The 15,913-nt window shown below is 68.1% G+C and carries 16 protein-coding genes; 5 read left to right on the top strand and 11 right to left on the bottom strand.

The genetic code is table 11. The features are described 5' to 3' along the window. Positions 1-2: 2 nt before the first annotated feature. On the top strand, positions 3-1,733 hold the full coding sequence (locus C7416_RS15130; protein WP_111519676.1) for an acetate--CoA ligase: 1,731 nt from the start codon (positions 3-5) through the stop codon (positions 1,731-1,733). 3 nt (positions 1,734-1,736) lie between these two features. On the opposite strand, the gene C7416_RS15125 is transcribed toward C7416_RS15130, so the two are convergent. Further along, positions 1,737-2,639, bottom strand: coding sequence for a LysR family transcriptional regulator (locus C7416_RS15125; RefSeq protein ID WP_111519675.1), 903 nt, complete (start codon positions 2,637-2,639; stop codon positions 1,737-1,739). 206 nt (positions 2,640-2,845) lie between these two features. Between C7416_RS15125 and C7416_RS15120 the strand changes: the two genes are divergently transcribed. Then, entirely contained in the window at positions 2,846-4,051 is a 1,206-nt protein-coding gene (locus tag C7416_RS15120) for an MFS transporter (protein WP_111519674.1), read from the top strand. 17 nt (positions 4,052-4,068) lie between these two features. Here C7416_RS15120 and C7416_RS15115 read toward each other — a convergent pair whose 3' ends face one another. After that, positions 4,069-4,923 (bottom strand): ferritin-like domain-containing protein, encoded by an 855-nt coding sequence (locus tag C7416_RS15115; RefSeq protein WP_181461247.1) that lies wholly within the window; start codon positions 4,921-4,923, stop codon positions 4,069-4,071. Positions 4,924-5,091: 168 nt separating this feature from the next. Between C7416_RS15115 and C7416_RS15110 the strand changes: the two genes are divergently transcribed. From C7416_RS15110 to C7416_RS15100, 3 genes are all read left to right on the top strand, one after another. Beyond that, on the top strand, positions 5,092-5,616 hold the full coding sequence (locus tag C7416_RS15110) for a gamma carbonic anhydrase family protein (protein ID WP_018006882.1): 525 nt from the start codon (positions 5,092-5,094) through the stop codon (positions 5,614-5,616). A gap of 37 nt (positions 5,617-5,653) precedes the next feature. After that, positions 5,654-6,655, top strand: coding sequence for an Hsp33 family molecular chaperone HslO (gene hslO, locus C7416_RS15105; RefSeq protein ID WP_111519672.1), 1,002 nt, complete (start codon positions 5,654-5,656; stop codon positions 6,653-6,655). A gap of 155 nt (positions 6,656-6,810) precedes the next feature. Further along, positions 6,811-7,227: a hypothetical protein gene (locus C7416_RS15100; RefSeq protein ID WP_111519671.1), complete on the top strand. Its 417-nt coding sequence runs from the start codon at positions 6,811-6,813 to the stop codon at positions 7,225-7,227. A 66-nt stretch (positions 7,228-7,293) separates the two neighbouring features. On the opposite strand, the gene ftsB is transcribed toward C7416_RS15100, so the two are convergent. From ftsB to C7416_RS15055, 9 genes are all read right to left on the bottom strand, one after another. Then, positions 7,294-7,635 carry a cell division protein FtsB gene (ftsB, locus tag C7416_RS15095; RefSeq protein WP_010808995.1) on the bottom strand — a complete coding sequence of 114 codons (342 nt, stop codon included), beginning with the start codon at positions 7,633-7,635 and terminating at the stop codon, positions 7,294-7,296. Positions 7,636-7,803: 168 nt separating this feature from the next. Then, positions 7,804-9,093 (bottom strand): phosphopyruvate hydratase, encoded by a 1,290-nt coding sequence (gene eno / locus C7416_RS15090; protein ID WP_111519670.1) that lies wholly within the window; start codon positions 9,091-9,093, stop codon positions 7,804-7,806. A 117-nt stretch (positions 9,094-9,210) separates the two neighbouring features. Then, a complete protein-coding gene (locus C7416_RS15085) occupies positions 9,211-9,504 on the bottom strand; it encodes a DUF1330 domain-containing protein (protein WP_111519669.1) in 294 nt (97 codons plus the stop codon). A gap of 91 nt (positions 9,505-9,595) precedes the next feature. Then, positions 9,596-10,465 (bottom strand): 3-deoxy-8-phosphooctulonate synthase, encoded by an 870-nt coding sequence (gene kdsA, locus C7416_RS15080; RefSeq protein ID WP_111519668.1) that lies wholly within the window; start codon positions 10,463-10,465, stop codon positions 9,596-9,598. 27 nt (positions 10,466-10,492) lie between these two features. After that, the gene (locus tag C7416_RS15075; RefSeq protein ID WP_111519667.1) at positions 10,493-12,145 is read right to left on the bottom strand and encodes a CTP synthase; all 1,653 of its coding nucleotides are present in this window, start codon (positions 12,143-12,145) and stop codon (positions 10,493-10,495) included. A gap of 150 nt (positions 12,146-12,295) precedes the next feature. Continuing rightward, positions 12,296-13,102, bottom strand: a complete 807-nt coding sequence (locus tag C7416_RS15070; RefSeq protein ID WP_111519666.1) for an alpha/beta fold hydrolase — start codon at positions 13,100-13,102, stop codon at positions 12,296-12,298. Positions 13,103-13,114: 12 nt separating this feature from the next. Beyond that, positions 13,115-13,936, bottom strand: coding sequence for a proteasome-type protease (locus C7416_RS15065; RefSeq protein ID WP_111519665.1), 822 nt, complete (start codon positions 13,934-13,936; stop codon positions 13,115-13,117). A gap of 114 nt (positions 13,937-14,050) precedes the next feature. Beyond that, entirely contained in the window at positions 14,051-14,890 is an 840-nt protein-coding gene (locus tag C7416_RS15060) for a transglutaminase family protein (protein ID WP_198035603.1), read from the bottom strand. A gap of 46 nt (positions 14,891-14,936) precedes the next feature. Further along, positions 14,937-15,908 carry an alpha-E domain-containing protein gene (locus C7416_RS15055; protein ID WP_111519663.1) on the bottom strand — a complete coding sequence of 324 codons (972 nt, stop codon included), beginning with the start codon at positions 15,906-15,908 and terminating at the stop codon, positions 14,937-14,939. Between the last annotated feature and the right edge of the window lie 5 nt (positions 15,909-15,913).

Genomic DNA, 15,913 nt, shown 5'->3' with positions numbered 1-15,913 from the left:
GAATGGCCGCAGCTGCCTTGCCGGCAAGCCGGCGCGACGACTATCGCGCCCTGTACGAATCGTTCCGCTGGGAAGTTCCGGCGCAGTTCAACATCGCCGAAGCCTGCTGTGGCCGCTGGGCGCGCGAACCGGCCACCATGGATCGCATCGCGGTCTATACCGAGCACGAGGACGGCCGCCGCAACGCGCACAGCTTTGCCTATATCCAGGCCGAGGCCAACCGCTTGTCGGCGGCGCTGCGCGCGCTGGGCGTGGCGCGCGGCGACCGCGTCGCGATCGTGATGCCGCAGCGCATCGAGACCGTGATCGCGCATATGGCGATCTACCAGCTGGGCGCCATCGCCATGCCGCTGTCGATGCTGTTCGGGCCGGAGGCGCTGGCCTACCGCATCGCGCACAGCGAAGCCGGCGTGGCAATCGCCGACGAGACCTCGATCGACAACCTGCTGGCGGCGCGCCCCGAATGCCCGACGCTGGCCACCGTGATCGCCGCCGGCGATGCCCGCGGCCGCGGCGACCACGACTGGGACCTGCTGCTCGCGGCGCAGCTGCCGAGCTTCGTCGCCGAGCAGACCAAGGCCGACGAGGCCGCGGTGCTGATCTACACCAGCGGCACCACCGGCCCGCCCAAGGGCGCGCTGATCCCGCACCGCGCGCTGATCGGCAACCTGACCGGCTTCGTCTGCTCGCAGAACTGGTATCCGCAGCACGACGACGTGTTCTGGAGCCCGGCCGACTGGGCCTGGACCGGCGGCCTGTGGGACGCGCTGATGCCGGCGCTGTACTTCGGCAAGCCGATCGTCGGCTACCAGGGCCGCTTCTCCGCCGAGCGTGCGTTCGAGCTGCTGGAGCGCTATGCCGTCACCAACACCTTCCTGTTCCCGACCGCGCTTAAGCAGATGATGAAGGCCTGTCCCGAGCCGCGCCGGCACTACGACATCCGCCTGCGCGCGCTGATGAGCGCCGGCGAGGCCGTGGGCGAGACCGTGTTCGGCTGGTGCCGCGACGCGCTCGGCGTGCTGGTCAACGAGATGTTCGGCCAGACCGAGATCAACTACATCGTCGGCAACTGCACCGCGCAGAACGACGACGCACGGCTGGGCTGGCCGGCCCGGCCGGGTTCGATGGGTCGCCCCTACCCCGGCCACCGCGTGCAGGTGATCGACGACGAAGGCCGCCCCTGCGCGCCGGGCGAGGACGGCGAGGTGGCGGTGTGCGCCACCGACAGTGTCGGCCATCCGGACCCGGTGTTCTTCCTCGGCTACTGGAAGAACGAAGCCGCCACCGCGGGCAAGTACACCGAGCGCGATGGCTTGCGCTGGTGCCGCACCGGCGACCTGGCGCGCGTCGATGCCGACGGCTACCTGTGGTACCAGGGGCGTGCCGACGATGTGTTCAAGTCGTCGGGCTACCGCATCGGGCCGAGCGAGATCGAGAACTGCCTGCTCAAGCATCCGGCGGTGTCCAACTGCGCCGTGGTCCCGTCGCCCGATCCCGAGCGCGGCGCGGTGGTCAAGGCCTTCGTGGTGCTGACGCCGTCGGTGGCGCGTTCGTTCGACGGCGACGCCGCGCTGGTCGCGGAACTGCAGGCCCACGTGCGCGGCCAGCTGGCGCCGTACGAATATCCGAAGGCGATCGAATTCATCGACCAGTTGCCGATGACCACCACGGGCAAGATCCAGCGGCGGGTATTGCGGTTGCTGGAAGAGGAGCGTGCGGGCAAGCGCGCCTAGCCGCTAGGCGCGGCCCTGGCCGGCAGGAAAGAGCCGCGCGCTCAGAAAATCGACCAGCGCCCGGACCTTGGGCGAGGGATGCCTGCTCGCCGGCCAGAGCACATGAAAGGCCTTGGCCGGCCCCACGTGGCCGGGCAGTACCTGGCACAGGCTGCCATCGGCCAGTTGCTGCTGGATGGCGAAATCCGGCAGGCAGGCAATGCCCAGGCCGCGCAGCGCAAAACACAGGCGCGTCTCGATGTTGTTGCAGATCATCGAGGTCGGCAGTGCCAGCTCGGGCTCGCCTGGCGCGCGCCGCAGCGGCCATGGCTCGAGCTTGCCGGTGTGGGGAAAGCGGTAATGCAGGCAAGCATGGCCGGCCAGGTCGGCCGGCACCTTCGGTGTGCCACGCAGCGCGAGGTATTCCGGCGAGGCCACCAGCATCGCCTGGAACGCGCCGAGCCGCCGCGCCGACAGACGCGAGTCGGCGGGCTCGCCGGTCCGGACCACCGCATCGAAACCATCCTCGATGACATCGACCAGCTGGTCCGTGAAATCCAGGTCTAGCTCGATCTCCGGATACGCGCGCATGAAATCGCTCAGCACGGGCAAGACCAGTGAACTGACCAGCGGCAGGCTCACGCGCAGGCGGCCGCGCGGCGCCGCGGTGGCTTGGGCCAATTCGAGCTCCGCCGCTTCGACCTCGGCCAGCACCCGGCGGCTGCGCTCGAGGAACAGCGCGCCTTCGGCCGTCAGCGTGACGCTGCGCGTGCTTCGATGGAACAGCCGCACGCCAAGCCGCTCTTCCAGCCGCGCCACGCTCTTGCCGACGGCTGAGGCCGACACCCCCAGCAGGCGCCCCGCCGCGACAAAGCTGCGGCTCTCGGCTACCTGCACAAACACCGCGAAGCCACTGAGGCTGTCCATGACGCCCTCCGATTACGGACATAAGGTTCCGGAGAAAAAGGAACTGTAGCCCACTTTTTCTTTAATGGCGGCTTCCTTATCGTGGGCGGGTCGGTACGAGCGCACGTCAGGCTAATTTGCCGCCGACCTGCGTGACGCCGTCCATGGCCTCTCCCGGCTGCGTCGCAGCCGTCGACCCCTTCATAACTTTCCGCCTGGGCCCCAACATGACCACAGCCACCAACCCGCTTGCCGGCGATGCCCACCAGGGCGCGCAACCTGTTCCGCTACCGCTTCCGGCCCTGCTTGCGCTCGCCGTCGCCGGCTTCATCACTGTCCTGACCGAGGCCTTGCCGGCGGGACCGCTGCCCCAGATCGGCAAGGGCCTCGCCATCTCCGAGCCGCTTGCCGGACAGCTCGTCACGATCTACGCCTTCGGTTCGCTGGTGGCCGCCATGCCGCTGACGGCGGCCACGCAAGGGCTCCGGCGACGGCCGCTGCTGCTGCTTGCCATCGCCGGCTTTGCCGTCGCCAATGCCGTGACGGCCTGGTCCGGCAACTATGTCCTGACGATGGCTGCACGCTTTGTTGCGGGGGTATCGGCCGGCTTGCTGTGGGCGCTGCTGGCCGGCTATGCCGCGCGCATGGTTCCCGACCACATGAAGGGCCGCGCCATTGCCGTCGCCATGGTCGGCATCCCCCTGGCCTTGTCGCTGGGTGTGCCATCGGGGACCTTCCTCGGTGCCATCCTGGGCTGGCGGGCATGCTTCGGCATCATCAGCGCGATGACGTTGGGCCTGATTGCCTGGGTGCTGGCCAGCGTGCCGGATTTTGCCGGCCAGCCCGCGGGCCAGCGGCTGCCGCTCGCGCGCGTGTTCACGCTGCCGGGCGTCCGTCCCGTGCTGTTCGTGACGCTCGCCTTCGTGCTGGCGCACAACGTCCTCTACACCTATATCGCGCCGTTCCTGCGCGCGGCGAACGGCGGGGCACGGCTGGATCTTGTACTGTTCGTGTTCGGCGTGGCCTCGCTCGGCGGCATCTGGATCACCGGCGTGCTGATCGACAAGTGGCTGCGGCTGCTGACGCTGGCCAGCACGCTGCTGTTCGGGCTGTCAGTGCTGGCGCTTGCGGCCGCGGGCGCGCACCCTGCGGTGGTCTATGCCGCCGCGGCTACCTGGGGCCTGGGCTTTGGCGGCGTCGCCACGCTGTTCCAGACGGCGCTGGCGGCGACCGCCGGCAAATCCGCGGACGTGGCGCAGTCGATGCTGGTCACGGCCTGGAACATCGCCATCGCCGGCGGCGGTGTCGTCGGAGGGCTGCTGCTCGATGGCTTCGGCATCGGCGCATTCCCGCCCGTGCTGGTGGCGCTGCTCGCGGCAGCATGGCTGGCGGTTTGGTCGGCGCGCAAGCATGGTTTCCCGTCGCACCGCTGAATCGGTGGACGGCAGGCCTAGCCGGCCGAAGCCTCGAGCCACGCCAGTTCGTCCTCGTCGAAGCCGGCCGCGCGACGCGCCTCGAGGTTGAAGGGCCCGCGCAGCTTCGGCGCGCGGTACTGCTCGGCCAGTTGCGCGTAGGTGGCGACGGGATCGAGCCCGCGCTGCGCGCACAGCCAGCGGTACCAGTGGTTGCCGATGGCGACGTGGCCGACCTCATCGCGCAGGATGATGTCGATGATGGCCGCGGCGGCGTGGTCGCCGGCGCCGGCCAGCCGCGCGCGCACCGGCGGCGAGGCGTCGAGCCCGCGCGCCTCGAGCGTGCGCGGCACCAGCGCCATGCGCGCGAGCACGTCGCCGGCGGTCTTGTCGGTCATCTCCCACAGGCTGTTGTGGGCCGGGAAGTCGCCGTAGGCGGCGCCGAGCGTGCCGAGGTGGTCGGCCAGCAGCGTGAAGTGGTAGGCCTCTTCTTCGGCCACGCGCAGCCAGTCGCGGTAATACGCGGGCGGCATGCCGGCAAAGCGCCAGGCTGCGTCCAGCGCCAGGTTGATGGCATTGAGCTCGATATGGCACAGCGCGTGGATCATCGCCGCGCGCCCGGCCGGGGTCTGCAGCGAGCGGCGCCGCTCGACGTGCTGGGGCGCCACCAGCACCGGCCGCGCCGGCCGGCCCGGGATCGCGTGGATGGCCTCGGCATGGATCACCTCGCCCGCTTCCAGGTCGGCATCGGACAACGTCATGACGTGGCGATAAAGTGCGCGCGCCGCCACGGCCTTGTCGCGCGGATCCGTCAGGCACAGCACCGCCAACGCCTGCCGGCGGGGCGAAGAAGACGGGTCAGGCAGCGCGGCGGCGGGTGTTTTTTCTGGCATGGGCGTAAAATCCGGGTCTGCCGCCATTGTAGGGCCTGGCCGGCGCCCGCCTGCCTGCCGGTCACACCAGCGACGCAGCCCGGGGCGCCGCCCCGTTCCCCCGCGCTGGCCCTTTAAAGTCCGGCGGCAACCCCCACTTCAACAAAAGCCATTCGTGCAGGAGACCTCATGGCGCTTTACCAGCTCGGCGACGTCAAGCCCAGTATCGACAGCGAAGCCTACGTGGCCCCCGAAGCCACCATCATCGGCAACGTGACCCTCAAGTCCCGCGCCAGCGCCTGGCCCGGTGTCGTGATCCGCGGCGACAACGAGCCGATCGTGGTCGGCGCGGACACCAATATCCAGGAAGGTTCGGTGCTGCATACCGACCCGGGCTGCCCGCTGACGCTGGGCGACAAGGTCTCGATCGGCCACCAGGCCATGCTGCACGGCTGCACGGTCGGCGAAGGCTCGCTGATCGGCATCCAGGCCGTGGTGCTGAACCGCGCCGTGATCGGCAAGGAATGCCTGGTGGGCGCGGGCGCCGTGGTGACCGAGGGCAAGGTGTTCCCGGATCGCTCGCTGATCCTGGGCGCGCCCGCCAAGGTGGTGCGCCAGCTGACCGATGCCGACGTCGCCAACCTGTACCGCAACGCCGAGACCTACGCCACGCGGCAGGCCCTGTACAAGCAACAGCTCAAGCGGATCGGCTGACGACCGCCGAGCCTCTACCGAAACCCGACCGATTATTGTGACCGATACCACCACCCCCGACACCCTGCAGAAGTTCCTGTTCGACGCGGCCCCCGTGCGCGGCGAGCTGGTGCGCATGGAAGCCACCTGGCAAGAAGTGCTCGGCCGCCACAGCTACCCTGCCCCGGTGCGCCGGCTGCTGGGCGAGATGATGGCCGCCGCGGCGCTGCTGTCGGCCAACCTGAAGTTCAACGGGGCGCTGGTGATGCAGCTGCACGGCGACGGCCCGGTGCGCATGCTGGTGGTGGAATGCCTGTCCGACCTGTCGATGCGCGCCACCGCCAAGCTGGCCGAGGGCGCGCAGGTGGCCGACGATGCCACGCTGGCGCAGATGGTCAACGCCCACGGCCACGGCCGCTTTGCCATCACGCTGGATCCGAAGGACAAGCTGCCGGGCCAGCAGCCGTACCAGGGCATCGTGCCGCTGGCCGACGCGCACGGCCCGCTGGGCTCGATCAGCGCCGTGCTGGAGCACTACATGCAGGCCTCCGAGCAACTCGACACGCGCCTGTGGCTGGCCGCCGACGACCATGTAGCCGCCGGCATGCTGCTGCAGAAGCTGCCGGCCTACGGCGGCACCGCCGAAGTCGGCGAGACCGGCGCGCCGCTGGCCAGCCACGCCAGGGCGCAGGACCTCGACACCTGGGACCGCGCGGTGCAGCTCGGCACCACGCTGAAGGCCGGGGAACTGCTGGCCGAGACGCCCGACACGCTGCTGCGCCGCCTGTTCTGGGAAGACCTGCAGGACACCGGCCTGCGAGTATTTGAGCCGCTGACGCCGCATTTCTACTGCAGCTGCTCGCGCCCGAAGGTGGCCGGCATGCTGCAGTCGCTGGGTCAGGCCGAGATCGAAAGCATCATCGCCGAGCGCGGCCATGTCGAGATCCACTGCGACTTCTGCGGCCAGCGCTATGAGTTCGACCCGGTCGACTGCGCGCAGCTGTTCTCGGCCACGCCGGTCGCCACCGGCGCCGGCGCGGGTGCCAGCCAGCACCACTGACCCGCCTTCGGCAGCGCCTGCGTGCGCTGCCGCACCGGCGCGGGTGAGGCGGGATGGCCGGCGGTCGGCGCGATGGAAACATCGGTGTTGCCGCCCGGTCCAACGGCTGTACGATGGCAGCATCCAGCTGCCGGTCAGCGAGCCTGAGAACCGCCATGTCCGCCCGAGCCAACCCTCCCCTGCCCGACTTCGCATTCCGTGCCCGTCATCCGTGGCGCGGCGCCGCGGCATGCGCCGCGCTCGGCGCGCTGCTGCTGGCCGCCGGCTGCGCGCAGATCCCGCGCGACGCCAATGGCTCGCCGCCCACCGCGCGGCTGGCACCCAACGCGATACCGCCGGCACCGCTGAACGCCGAAGACAGGCAGAGACTCGACGAACTGAACCAGCAGGTGCTGCGCGACCAGGCCGCAGCGATCGCGCTGGACCAGCAGGCCGCGGCCGCGCGCTACGCCTATCCCAACACCAGCTGGAACCTGTTTTACGGGGGATGGGGTGGCGGCGGCTGGGGCGGCGGCGTCAGCGTCGGCATGCCCGGCTGGGGCTGGGGCGGCTATCCGTACGGCTGGTGGTGAAGGAGATCCTGCTGGCTGAAGGCAAGCCGCCGGCAAGGCGCAGTGAACCGATGCTACGCGTGGTGCTTAGTGGCCGCCCCGGCCGGCTACCGAATTCGCCGGCGGCGGCAGCGGCGGCGTGGCGCTGACCTTGGGCGCCGGCGCGACGAACTGCACGAAGACCTCGCCTTCGCGCACCATGCCCAGCTCATAGCGGGCGCGTTCTTCGATGGCACCGGTGCCGTCCTGCAGGTCGGCCACTTCGCCTTCCAGCTTGGCGTTGCGCAGCTTGAGCGTCTGGTTGCGGGTGCCCTGCTCGGTCAGCTGGCGGTTCAGATCCCACACGCGCAGCCAGCCGCCCTTGCCGAGCCAGAGCGGATACTGGATGGCAAGCAGCAGCACGAACAACAGCAGCGAAATCAGGCGCATGAAAGGTGGCGGACAGGAATTTCCGCACAATGATCTGCGAACTCCGCCTGGAAGGCAATTGCCAGGCAGATTTCGATACAAAAACGGCGGCGGCCAGGATGTCCCGGCCGCCGCCATGCCATTTGCCCGCTGCCGCTCCCGCTGGCGCGGGAACGACGCGGCAAACCGTCAGCGCAGGTTGTAGAACGCGCCCTTGCCCGGGTAGCTGGCGATATCGCCCAGGTCTTCCTCGATGCGCAGCAGCTGGTTGTACTTGGCCATGCGGTCCGAGCGCGACAGCGAGCCGGTCTTGATCTGGCCGGCATTGGTGCCGACGGCGATGTCGGCGATGGTGCTGTCCTCGGTTTCGCCCGAGCGGTGCGAGATCACGGCGGTGTAGCCGGCGCGCTTGGCCATCTCGATCGCGGCGAAGGTCTCGGTCAGGGTGCCGATCTGGTTGATCTTGATCAGGATCGAGTTGCCGATGCCCTTCTCGATGCCTTCCTTCAGGATCTTGGTGTTGGTGACGAACAGGTCGTCGCCGACCAGCTGCACGCGCGAGCCGAGCTTGTCGGTCAGGGTCTTCCAGCCGTCCCAGTCGCCTTCGGCCATGCCGTCCTCGATCGACACGATCGGGAACTTGTCGCACAGGTTGGCCAGGTAGTCGGCGAACTGCGTCGAGCTCAGCTTCAGGCCTTCGCCTTCCAGCTGGTACACGCCTTCGGCCTCGTGGTAGAACTCGCTGGCGGCGCAGTCCAGCGCCAGCAGCACGTCCTCGCCGGCACGGTAGCCAGCCTTCTCGATGGCCTGCACGATGGTGTTCAGGCACTCTTCATTGGACGAGAAGTTGGGGGCGAAGCCGCCTTCGTCGCCCACCGCGGTGGACATGCCCTTGTCGGCCAGGATCTTCTTCAGCGCGTGGAAGATCTCGGCGCCGCAGCGCAGCGCTTCGCGGAAGCTGGTCTGCGACACCGGCATGACCATGAATTCCTGGATGTCCAGGCTGTTGTTGGCGTGCGCGCCGCCGTTGACGATGTTCATCATCGGCACCGGCAGCTGCATCGCGCCCGAACCGCCGAAGTAGCGGTACAGCGGCAGGCCGGCTTCCTCGGCGGCGGCCTTGGCCACCGCCATCGACACCGCCAGCATGGCGTTGGCGCCCAGGCGGCCCTTGTTCTCGGTGCCGTCGAGGTCGATCAGGGTGCGGTCCAGGAAGGCCTGCTCGGAGGCGTCCAGGCCCATGATGGCTTCGGAGATCTCGGTGTTGATATGCTCGACCGCCTTCAGCACGCCCTTGCCCAGGTAGCGACCCTTGTCGCCGTCGCGCAGCTCGATGGCTTCGCGCGAACCGGTCGACGCGCCCGACGGTACCGCGGCGCGGCCCATCACGCCGGATTCCAGCAGCACGTCGCACTCGACCGTGGGATTGCCGCGCGAGTCGAGAACCTCGCGACCGATGATATCTACGATTGCACTCATGAATTCCTCTCTGACTGTTGATTCTTGCTGCTGCTGATCACTTCAACCTGCGCGCGTGTCAGGCGCATGTCATGGGCGCAGCGCTGCGCGCATGACGGCTGCCTGGCGCCAGCCGGCTCAGGCGGCGCCTTCGACCACGATCATGTTCATCTTCGCCGCATGCTCGCGCGACTTGCGCGCGGCGCGGTAGGCCTCGCCGTCGTGGAAGGCCTTGGCGGCGTCATAGCTGGGGAATTTCAGCACCACCACGCGCGTCGGCGCCCAGTCGCCCTCGAGCGGCTCGGTCTTGCCGCCGCGCACCAGCACCTCGGCGCCATGGATCTGCATGGCCTTGCTCGAAAGCACCTTGTATTGCTCGTACTGCTGGGGGTCGGTCACGTCGACGTAGGCGATGATAAAGCCCGCGGCCATGGAGAATCTCCCGATTTTTTGTATTGTCTTTCGATATGGTTTGTCACCGCCGGCATCCGTGACCGGCGCGGCGGCGACAAGCCGGGCCGGCTCAGGCGCAGGCCGGCCAGCCGAAGTTGTCTTCCAGGAAGCCGGCGCGCTTGACCAGCGTGTCGAGTTCCTTGAGCACGGACAGCAGTTCCTTCATGCGCGACAGCGGCACCGCGTTGGGGCCGTCGGACATGGCCTTGCTCGGGTCCGGATGCGTCTCCATGAACAGTCCCGCGACGCCGGTGGCGACCGCGGCACGCGACAGCACCGGCACGAACTCGCGCTGGCCGCCCGAGCTGGTGCCCTGCCCGCCCGGCAGCTGCACCGAGTGGGTGGCGTCGAACACCACCGGGGCGCCGGTCTCGCGCATGATCGCCAGCGAGCGCATGTCCGACACCAGGTTGTTGTAGCCGAACGAAACGCCACGCTCGCAGGCCATGAAGACATCGTCGGGCAGACCGGCTTCGCGCGCGGCATCGCGCGCCTTGTCGATCACGTTCTTCATGTCGTGCGGCGCCAGGAACTGGCCCTTCTTGATATTCACCGGCTTGCCGCTCTGCGCGCAGGCCCGGATGAAATCGGTCTGGCGGCACAGGAACGCCGGGGTCTGCAGCACGTCGACCACGGCGGCGACGGGCTTGATCTCGTCGATCTCGTGGATGTCGGTCAGCACCGGCACGCCGATCTCGCGCTTGACGTGGGCCAGGATCTCGAGGCCCTTTTCCATGCCAAGGCCGCGGAACGACTTGCCCGACGAGCGGTTGGCCTTGTCGAACGACGACTTGTAGATGAACGGGATGCCGAGCTCGGTGGTGATGGCCTTGAGCTCGCCCGCGGTATCCAGCGCCATCTGCTCGGACTCGATCACGCACGGACCGGCGATCAGGAAGAACGGCTGGTCGAGGCCGGCCTCGAATCCACAGAGTTTCATGACTGTCTCTCCTGCTTGCGCCGGGCCTTACGCGCCCTTGCGCTGCTGGCTGGCCAGCGCGGCTTCGACGTAGGCCTTGAACAGCGGATGGCCGTCGCGCGGGGTCGAGGTGAATTCCGGGTGGAACTGGACGCCGACGAACCACGGGTGCATCGCCTCGGGCAGCTCCATCATCTCCGGCAGGTTCTCGGTCGGGGTGCGCGCCGAGATCACCATGCCGGCCTTTTCCAGCGTCGGCACGTAGTGGTTGTTGACCTCGTAGCGGTGGCGGTGGCGCTCGTTGACCTCGGCGCCGTAGATGGCGTGGGCCTTGGTGCCTGCCTTGACCGGCACGCGCTGCGCGCCCAGGCGCATGGTGCCGCCCAGGTCGGAATCGGCCGAGCGCTGCTCGACCTTGCCTTCGCGGTCGACCCACTCGGTGATCAGCGCGACCACCGGGTGCTCGGTTTCCAGGTTGAACTCGGTCGAGTTGGCGTCGGCCATGCCGGCCAGGTGGCGGGCAAACTCGATCACCGCCAGCTGCATGCCCAGGCAGATGCCCAGGTAGGGGATCTTGTTCTCGCGCGCGTACTGGATCGCGCGGATCTTGCCTTCGGTGCCGCGCTTGCCGAAGCCGCCCGGCACCAGGATCGCGTCCAGCGGAGCCAGCACTTCGAGGTGGCCCGATTCCAGTTCCTCGGAATCGATGTACTCGATATTGACGCGCGTGGCGGTGTGCATGCCGGCGTGGCGCAGCGCCTCGATCAGCGACTTGTACGACTCGGTCAGGTCGACATACTTGCCGACCATGCCGATGGTGATCTCGTGCTCGGGATTTTCCTGGGCGTTGACCAGCTTCTGCCACATCGACAGGTCGGCCGGCTTCGGATCCAGGCGCAGTTCCTCGCAGATCAGGCGGTCCAGGCCCTGCTCGTTGAGCATCTGCGGGATCTTGTAGATGCTGTCTGCGTCCCACACCGAGATCACGGCGTCCTGCGGGATATTGGCGAACAGCGAGATCTTGGCGCGCTCGTCGTCCGGGATCGGGCGGTCGGCGCGGCACAGCAGCGCGGTAGGCGAGATGCCGATTTCGCGCAGCTTCTGCACCGAGTGCTGGGTCGGCTTGGTCTTCAGCTCGCCGGCGCTGGCGATGAACGGCACCAGCGTCAGGTGCACGAAGGCGCAGTGGTTGCGGCCCATGCGCAGGCTCATCTGGCGCGCGGCTTCCAGGAACGGCAGCGATTCGATGTCACCCACGGTGCCGCCGATTTCGACCAGCGCCACGTCGGCCTTGCCGTCGTGCGACGCGGCCGCGCCCTTCTCGACGAAGGCCTGGATCTCGTTGGTGATATGCGGGATCACCTGCACGGTCTTGCCCAGGTATTCGCCGCGGCGCTCCTTGCGGATCACCGATTCGTAGATCTGGCCGGTGGTGAAGTTGTTCGACTTGCGCATCTTGGCCGAGACGAAGCGCTCGTAGTGGCCGAGATCGAGGTCGGTTTCCGCACCGTCTTCCGTGACAAACACCTCGCCATGCTGGAAAGGGCTCATCGTGCCGGGATCGACGTTGATGTAGGGATCGAGCTTGAGGAGGGTGACTTTGAGGCCGCGCGACTCAAGAATGGCCGCGAGCGAGGCAGCAGCGATGCCCTTGCCGAGAGAAGAGACGACGCCACCGGTGACGAAGACGAATTTGGTCATAAACCGAGCTTGCCGGGGAAATCGGGATTATACATGAGAGCCCGTTCCCCGCCGACCCGGAAATTGTGACAGCAGCCCGCCTCCGGCGTGCCGATCGCCAGGGCGCGACCGCGTTGCCGGCGTGCTGCGGCGCATGCGCCGCACGCCGGCTCAGCGCCCCTGCTCGCGCATCGCGCCGATCAGTTCGCGCACCAGCTGCGCGGTCTGCTGCGGGCGTTCCATCGGGTACAGGTGGCCGCCCTCGATAAAGCGCAGGTTGGGCCCGACCAGCCGCCGCGTCGCCCCCAGGCCGCACTGCCGCACCTCGCGCGAGCGCGTGCCGGCGACGAAGCCGACCGGCACCGGCGCGCCGCGCGCGACCTTGCGCCCGAGGCTGGTCGGCAGCGTGCGGTAGATCCAGTATTCGACCTCGCGGTCGAAGCGCAGCCGGCGCTCGCTGTCCTTGCCGGTGGGCTCGGTGCCGTGGATGGCATAGTCGCGCAGCACTTCCTGGTCCCACACCGCGAAATTGGGCTTGGCGCGGAAGTGTTCCCACACCGCCTCGGCATCCGGCCAGTGCGTGCGCCGGTTTTTGGTCACCGCCGCCGGGCCCGGCTTTTCATCGATGCCCAGCATCTGCGCGGTCTTCAGCAAGGAAGCGCGCCAGCCGGCGATGATCGGCGAATCCAGCATGACCACGCCGCGCACCCGCTCCGGGCGGCGCAGCGCCGCCATCAGCGACAGGAAACCGCCCAGCGAATGGCCCACCAGCCACACCGGCTGGCGGTACTGGCGGTCGATGTCGCCCAGCAGCTCTTCCACCAGGTGCGGCCAGCCGCGTGTCACCGGGAATTCCGGCTGGTGGCCGTAGCGGTCCACGGCGCGGAACTCGAACTCGCCGTCGAGCTCGCCGAACAGCTTGCGGTAGGTCGTCACCGGGAAGCCGTTGGCGTGGGAAAAATGGATGATCTCGCGCATGCCTGCCGCCCCTCAGTCCGGCTTGCGCGGATGCACGCGCCTGGCCCGCACCGGCTGGGCCCAGCGGTCGGCCTCGCCGGAGCGCGCCAGCGAGAATTCCGCGGGCGCGGCCGGATCCCATTCCGGGTTATGGATCTCGCCGAAGACCTGGCGCAGGCGATGGCCCCACGTGTCGCGGATCATGCGGAAGTAGGCGTTGCGCTCGTCGATATTGACAAAGTGATTCACCTGCAGCGAATCGGCTTCATAGACCAGCAGGTCCAGCGGCAGGCCCACCGAGATATTCGACTTCAGCGTCGAGTCCATCGAGATCAGCGCGCACTTGGCCCCTTCCGCCAGCGGCAGCGACGGATGCACGACGCGGTCGACGATGGGCTTGCCGTACTTGGCCTCGCCGATCTGGAAGTAGCAGTTCTCGGGCGTGGCCTCGACGAAGTTGCCGGCCGCGTAGATATTGAACAGCCGCGCCCGCTCGCCGCGCACCTGGCCGCCGAAGATCAGGCTGACATTGAACTCGATGCCGGCGTCGCGCAGCGCGTGGGCGTCGCGCCGGTGCACCTGGCGCACCGCCTCGCCGACGATCGAGGCGGCCTCGAACATGTCGCGCGCGGTCCACAACGAACGCTTCTCGTCATGGTCCTCGATCAGGATCTGGCGCACCGACTGGCTGATGGCCAGGTTGCCCGCGGTCATCAGCACCATCACCCGGTCGCCGGGCTCCTCGAACACGGTCATCTTGCGCGCGGTCGAGATGGCGTCTACCCCGGCATTGGTGCGGGAGTCGGACAGGAATACCAGGCCGGCATCCAGCCGCATGGCTACACAATACGTCATGGTTTGTCTTGGTGTTCTTGGTGGCGGCCGGCCCGGGCCGGCAGTGGCCTGCATCACTCCGGATTCTAGCGCCCATGCACCGGCACCGCGCCGCGTCTGGAAGCAAGCACCTAATCAGTTCGAAAGTGGCGTGATGATTACATTGACTTCCAGCGTTTCGCCCGCACCGCCTTCGAGGATGCCCCGCACTGGTGCCGCCGACGCGTAATCGCGCCCCACTGCCAGCCGGATATGGCGCTCGTCGGTCAGGCAGCCGTGCGTGATGTCGATGCTGCACCAGATCTGGCCGGCCGGGTCCAGGCATACGTCGGCCCAGGCATGGCTGGCCAGTTCGGTGGCGGCCGGGTCATAGAAATATCCGCTGACATAGCGCGCCGGAATGCCCAGCGCGCGGCACGCCGCCACCATCACCTGCGCCTGGTCCTGGCACACCCCGCTGCCCAAGGCGAAGGCCTCCGCGGCCGAGGTGCCGACATCGGTGGTATTGGGCTTGTAGCGCACGCGCTCGCCGATGCCGCGCGCCAGCGCCAGCAGCGCATCGATATTGTGCCCCGCCGCCAGGAACGGCGCGGCAAACGCCCGCATCGGCGCCGGCGCCGTGGTCAGCGGCGTGCTGCCGAGGAAATACAGCGGCGAGACCCGCGCCTCGCCGTCCGGCGGCGCATCGCAGAACGCATGGTGCCCGTCGCGGTCGAGCTCGCCATGCGGCGGCAGCACTTCGACCTCGCCGCTGGCCTCGATGGCGATGGTGCTGGCGGGCCCGGCCACTGTGAAGTTGTGCACGATGTTGCCGAAGCCATCGCGCGCCGCCGAGGGGTTGCCGGGCGTCGACAGTTGCCAGTGGTCCACGGTCTGCAGCGGGCCCGAGCGCGGCTGCAGACGCACTTCGTGCACGCTGCGCCGCACCGGTTCGGTGTAGCGGTAGACGGTATGGTGGTGGATCTTGTATTTCACGGTATCAGGGCGCGGCGGCGGCACGGGGGGCTGCCCGCGGCCCGGCTCAGGCGGCCTGCAGCGGCACCAGGAAGTCCCTGCTGATGCCGTTGCCGAGGTCGCCGATGCGCTCCAGGAAGCTGGTCAGGTACGCATGCAGGCCGACGGCAAAGATATCGTCGATGCGCGCGTACTTCAGGTCGGCGTGGAGTTTACCAGCCTGCCGCTCGGTTTCCGCCGAATGCTGGTTGCGCACCGTATGCAGGATCGCCACCACCTCGTCCATGCTCGACACCAGCGAACGCGGCATGTCCGGGCGCAGGATCAGCAGTTCAGCCACGCGCTGCGGCGTGATCACCGCGCGATAGACCTTGCGGTAGACCTCGAAGCCCGACACCGAGCGCAGGATCGCCGCCCAATGATAAAAATCGTTGTGGGCGCCCTGGTCGGGATTGGCCTCGGGCTCCTCGCCCTCCCGGCCGTTGGACGCCTGGAACTTGACGTCGAGAATGCGCGCGGTATTGTCGGCGCGCTCCAGGAAGGTGCCCAGCCGCATGAAATGAAAGGCATCGTCCTTGAGCATGGTGCCGAACTGTACCCCGCGCGCCAGGTGCGAGCGGAACTTGACCCATTCGAAGAAGCGCGCCGGGTCTTCCTTCAGCACGCCGTCGGCAATCAGCCGCTGCACCTCCAGCCAGGTGGTGTTGACGGTTTCCCAAACCTCGGTGGTGAGCGAGCCGCGCACCGCGCGCGCGTTCTCGCGCGCCGCGCGCAGACAGCTCATGATCGACGAGGCATTGGTCATGTCGCGCACCATGAAGTCGATCACGTCGTCGCGCGACAGCAGGCCGTACTTGTGGTCGAACACCTCGGTCAGCTCCGAGATATCGAGCATGGCCCACCAGCCCTGCTCGGCCACTTCAGCCGATTGCGGCAGCAGCGAGGTCTGGTAGTTGACGTCGAGCATGCGCGCGGTGTTCTCCGCGCGCTCGGTGTAGCGGGCCATCCAGAACAGGTGGTCGGCGGTGCGGCTCAGCATGCGGG

This window comes from Cupriavidus phytorum (genome assembly GCF_003254285.1).
GTDB lineage: Bacteria > Pseudomonadota > Gammaproteobacteria > Burkholderiales > Burkholderiaceae > Cupriavidus > Cupriavidus phytorum.
This window is presented reverse-complemented; position numbering and strand designations above follow the sequence as displayed.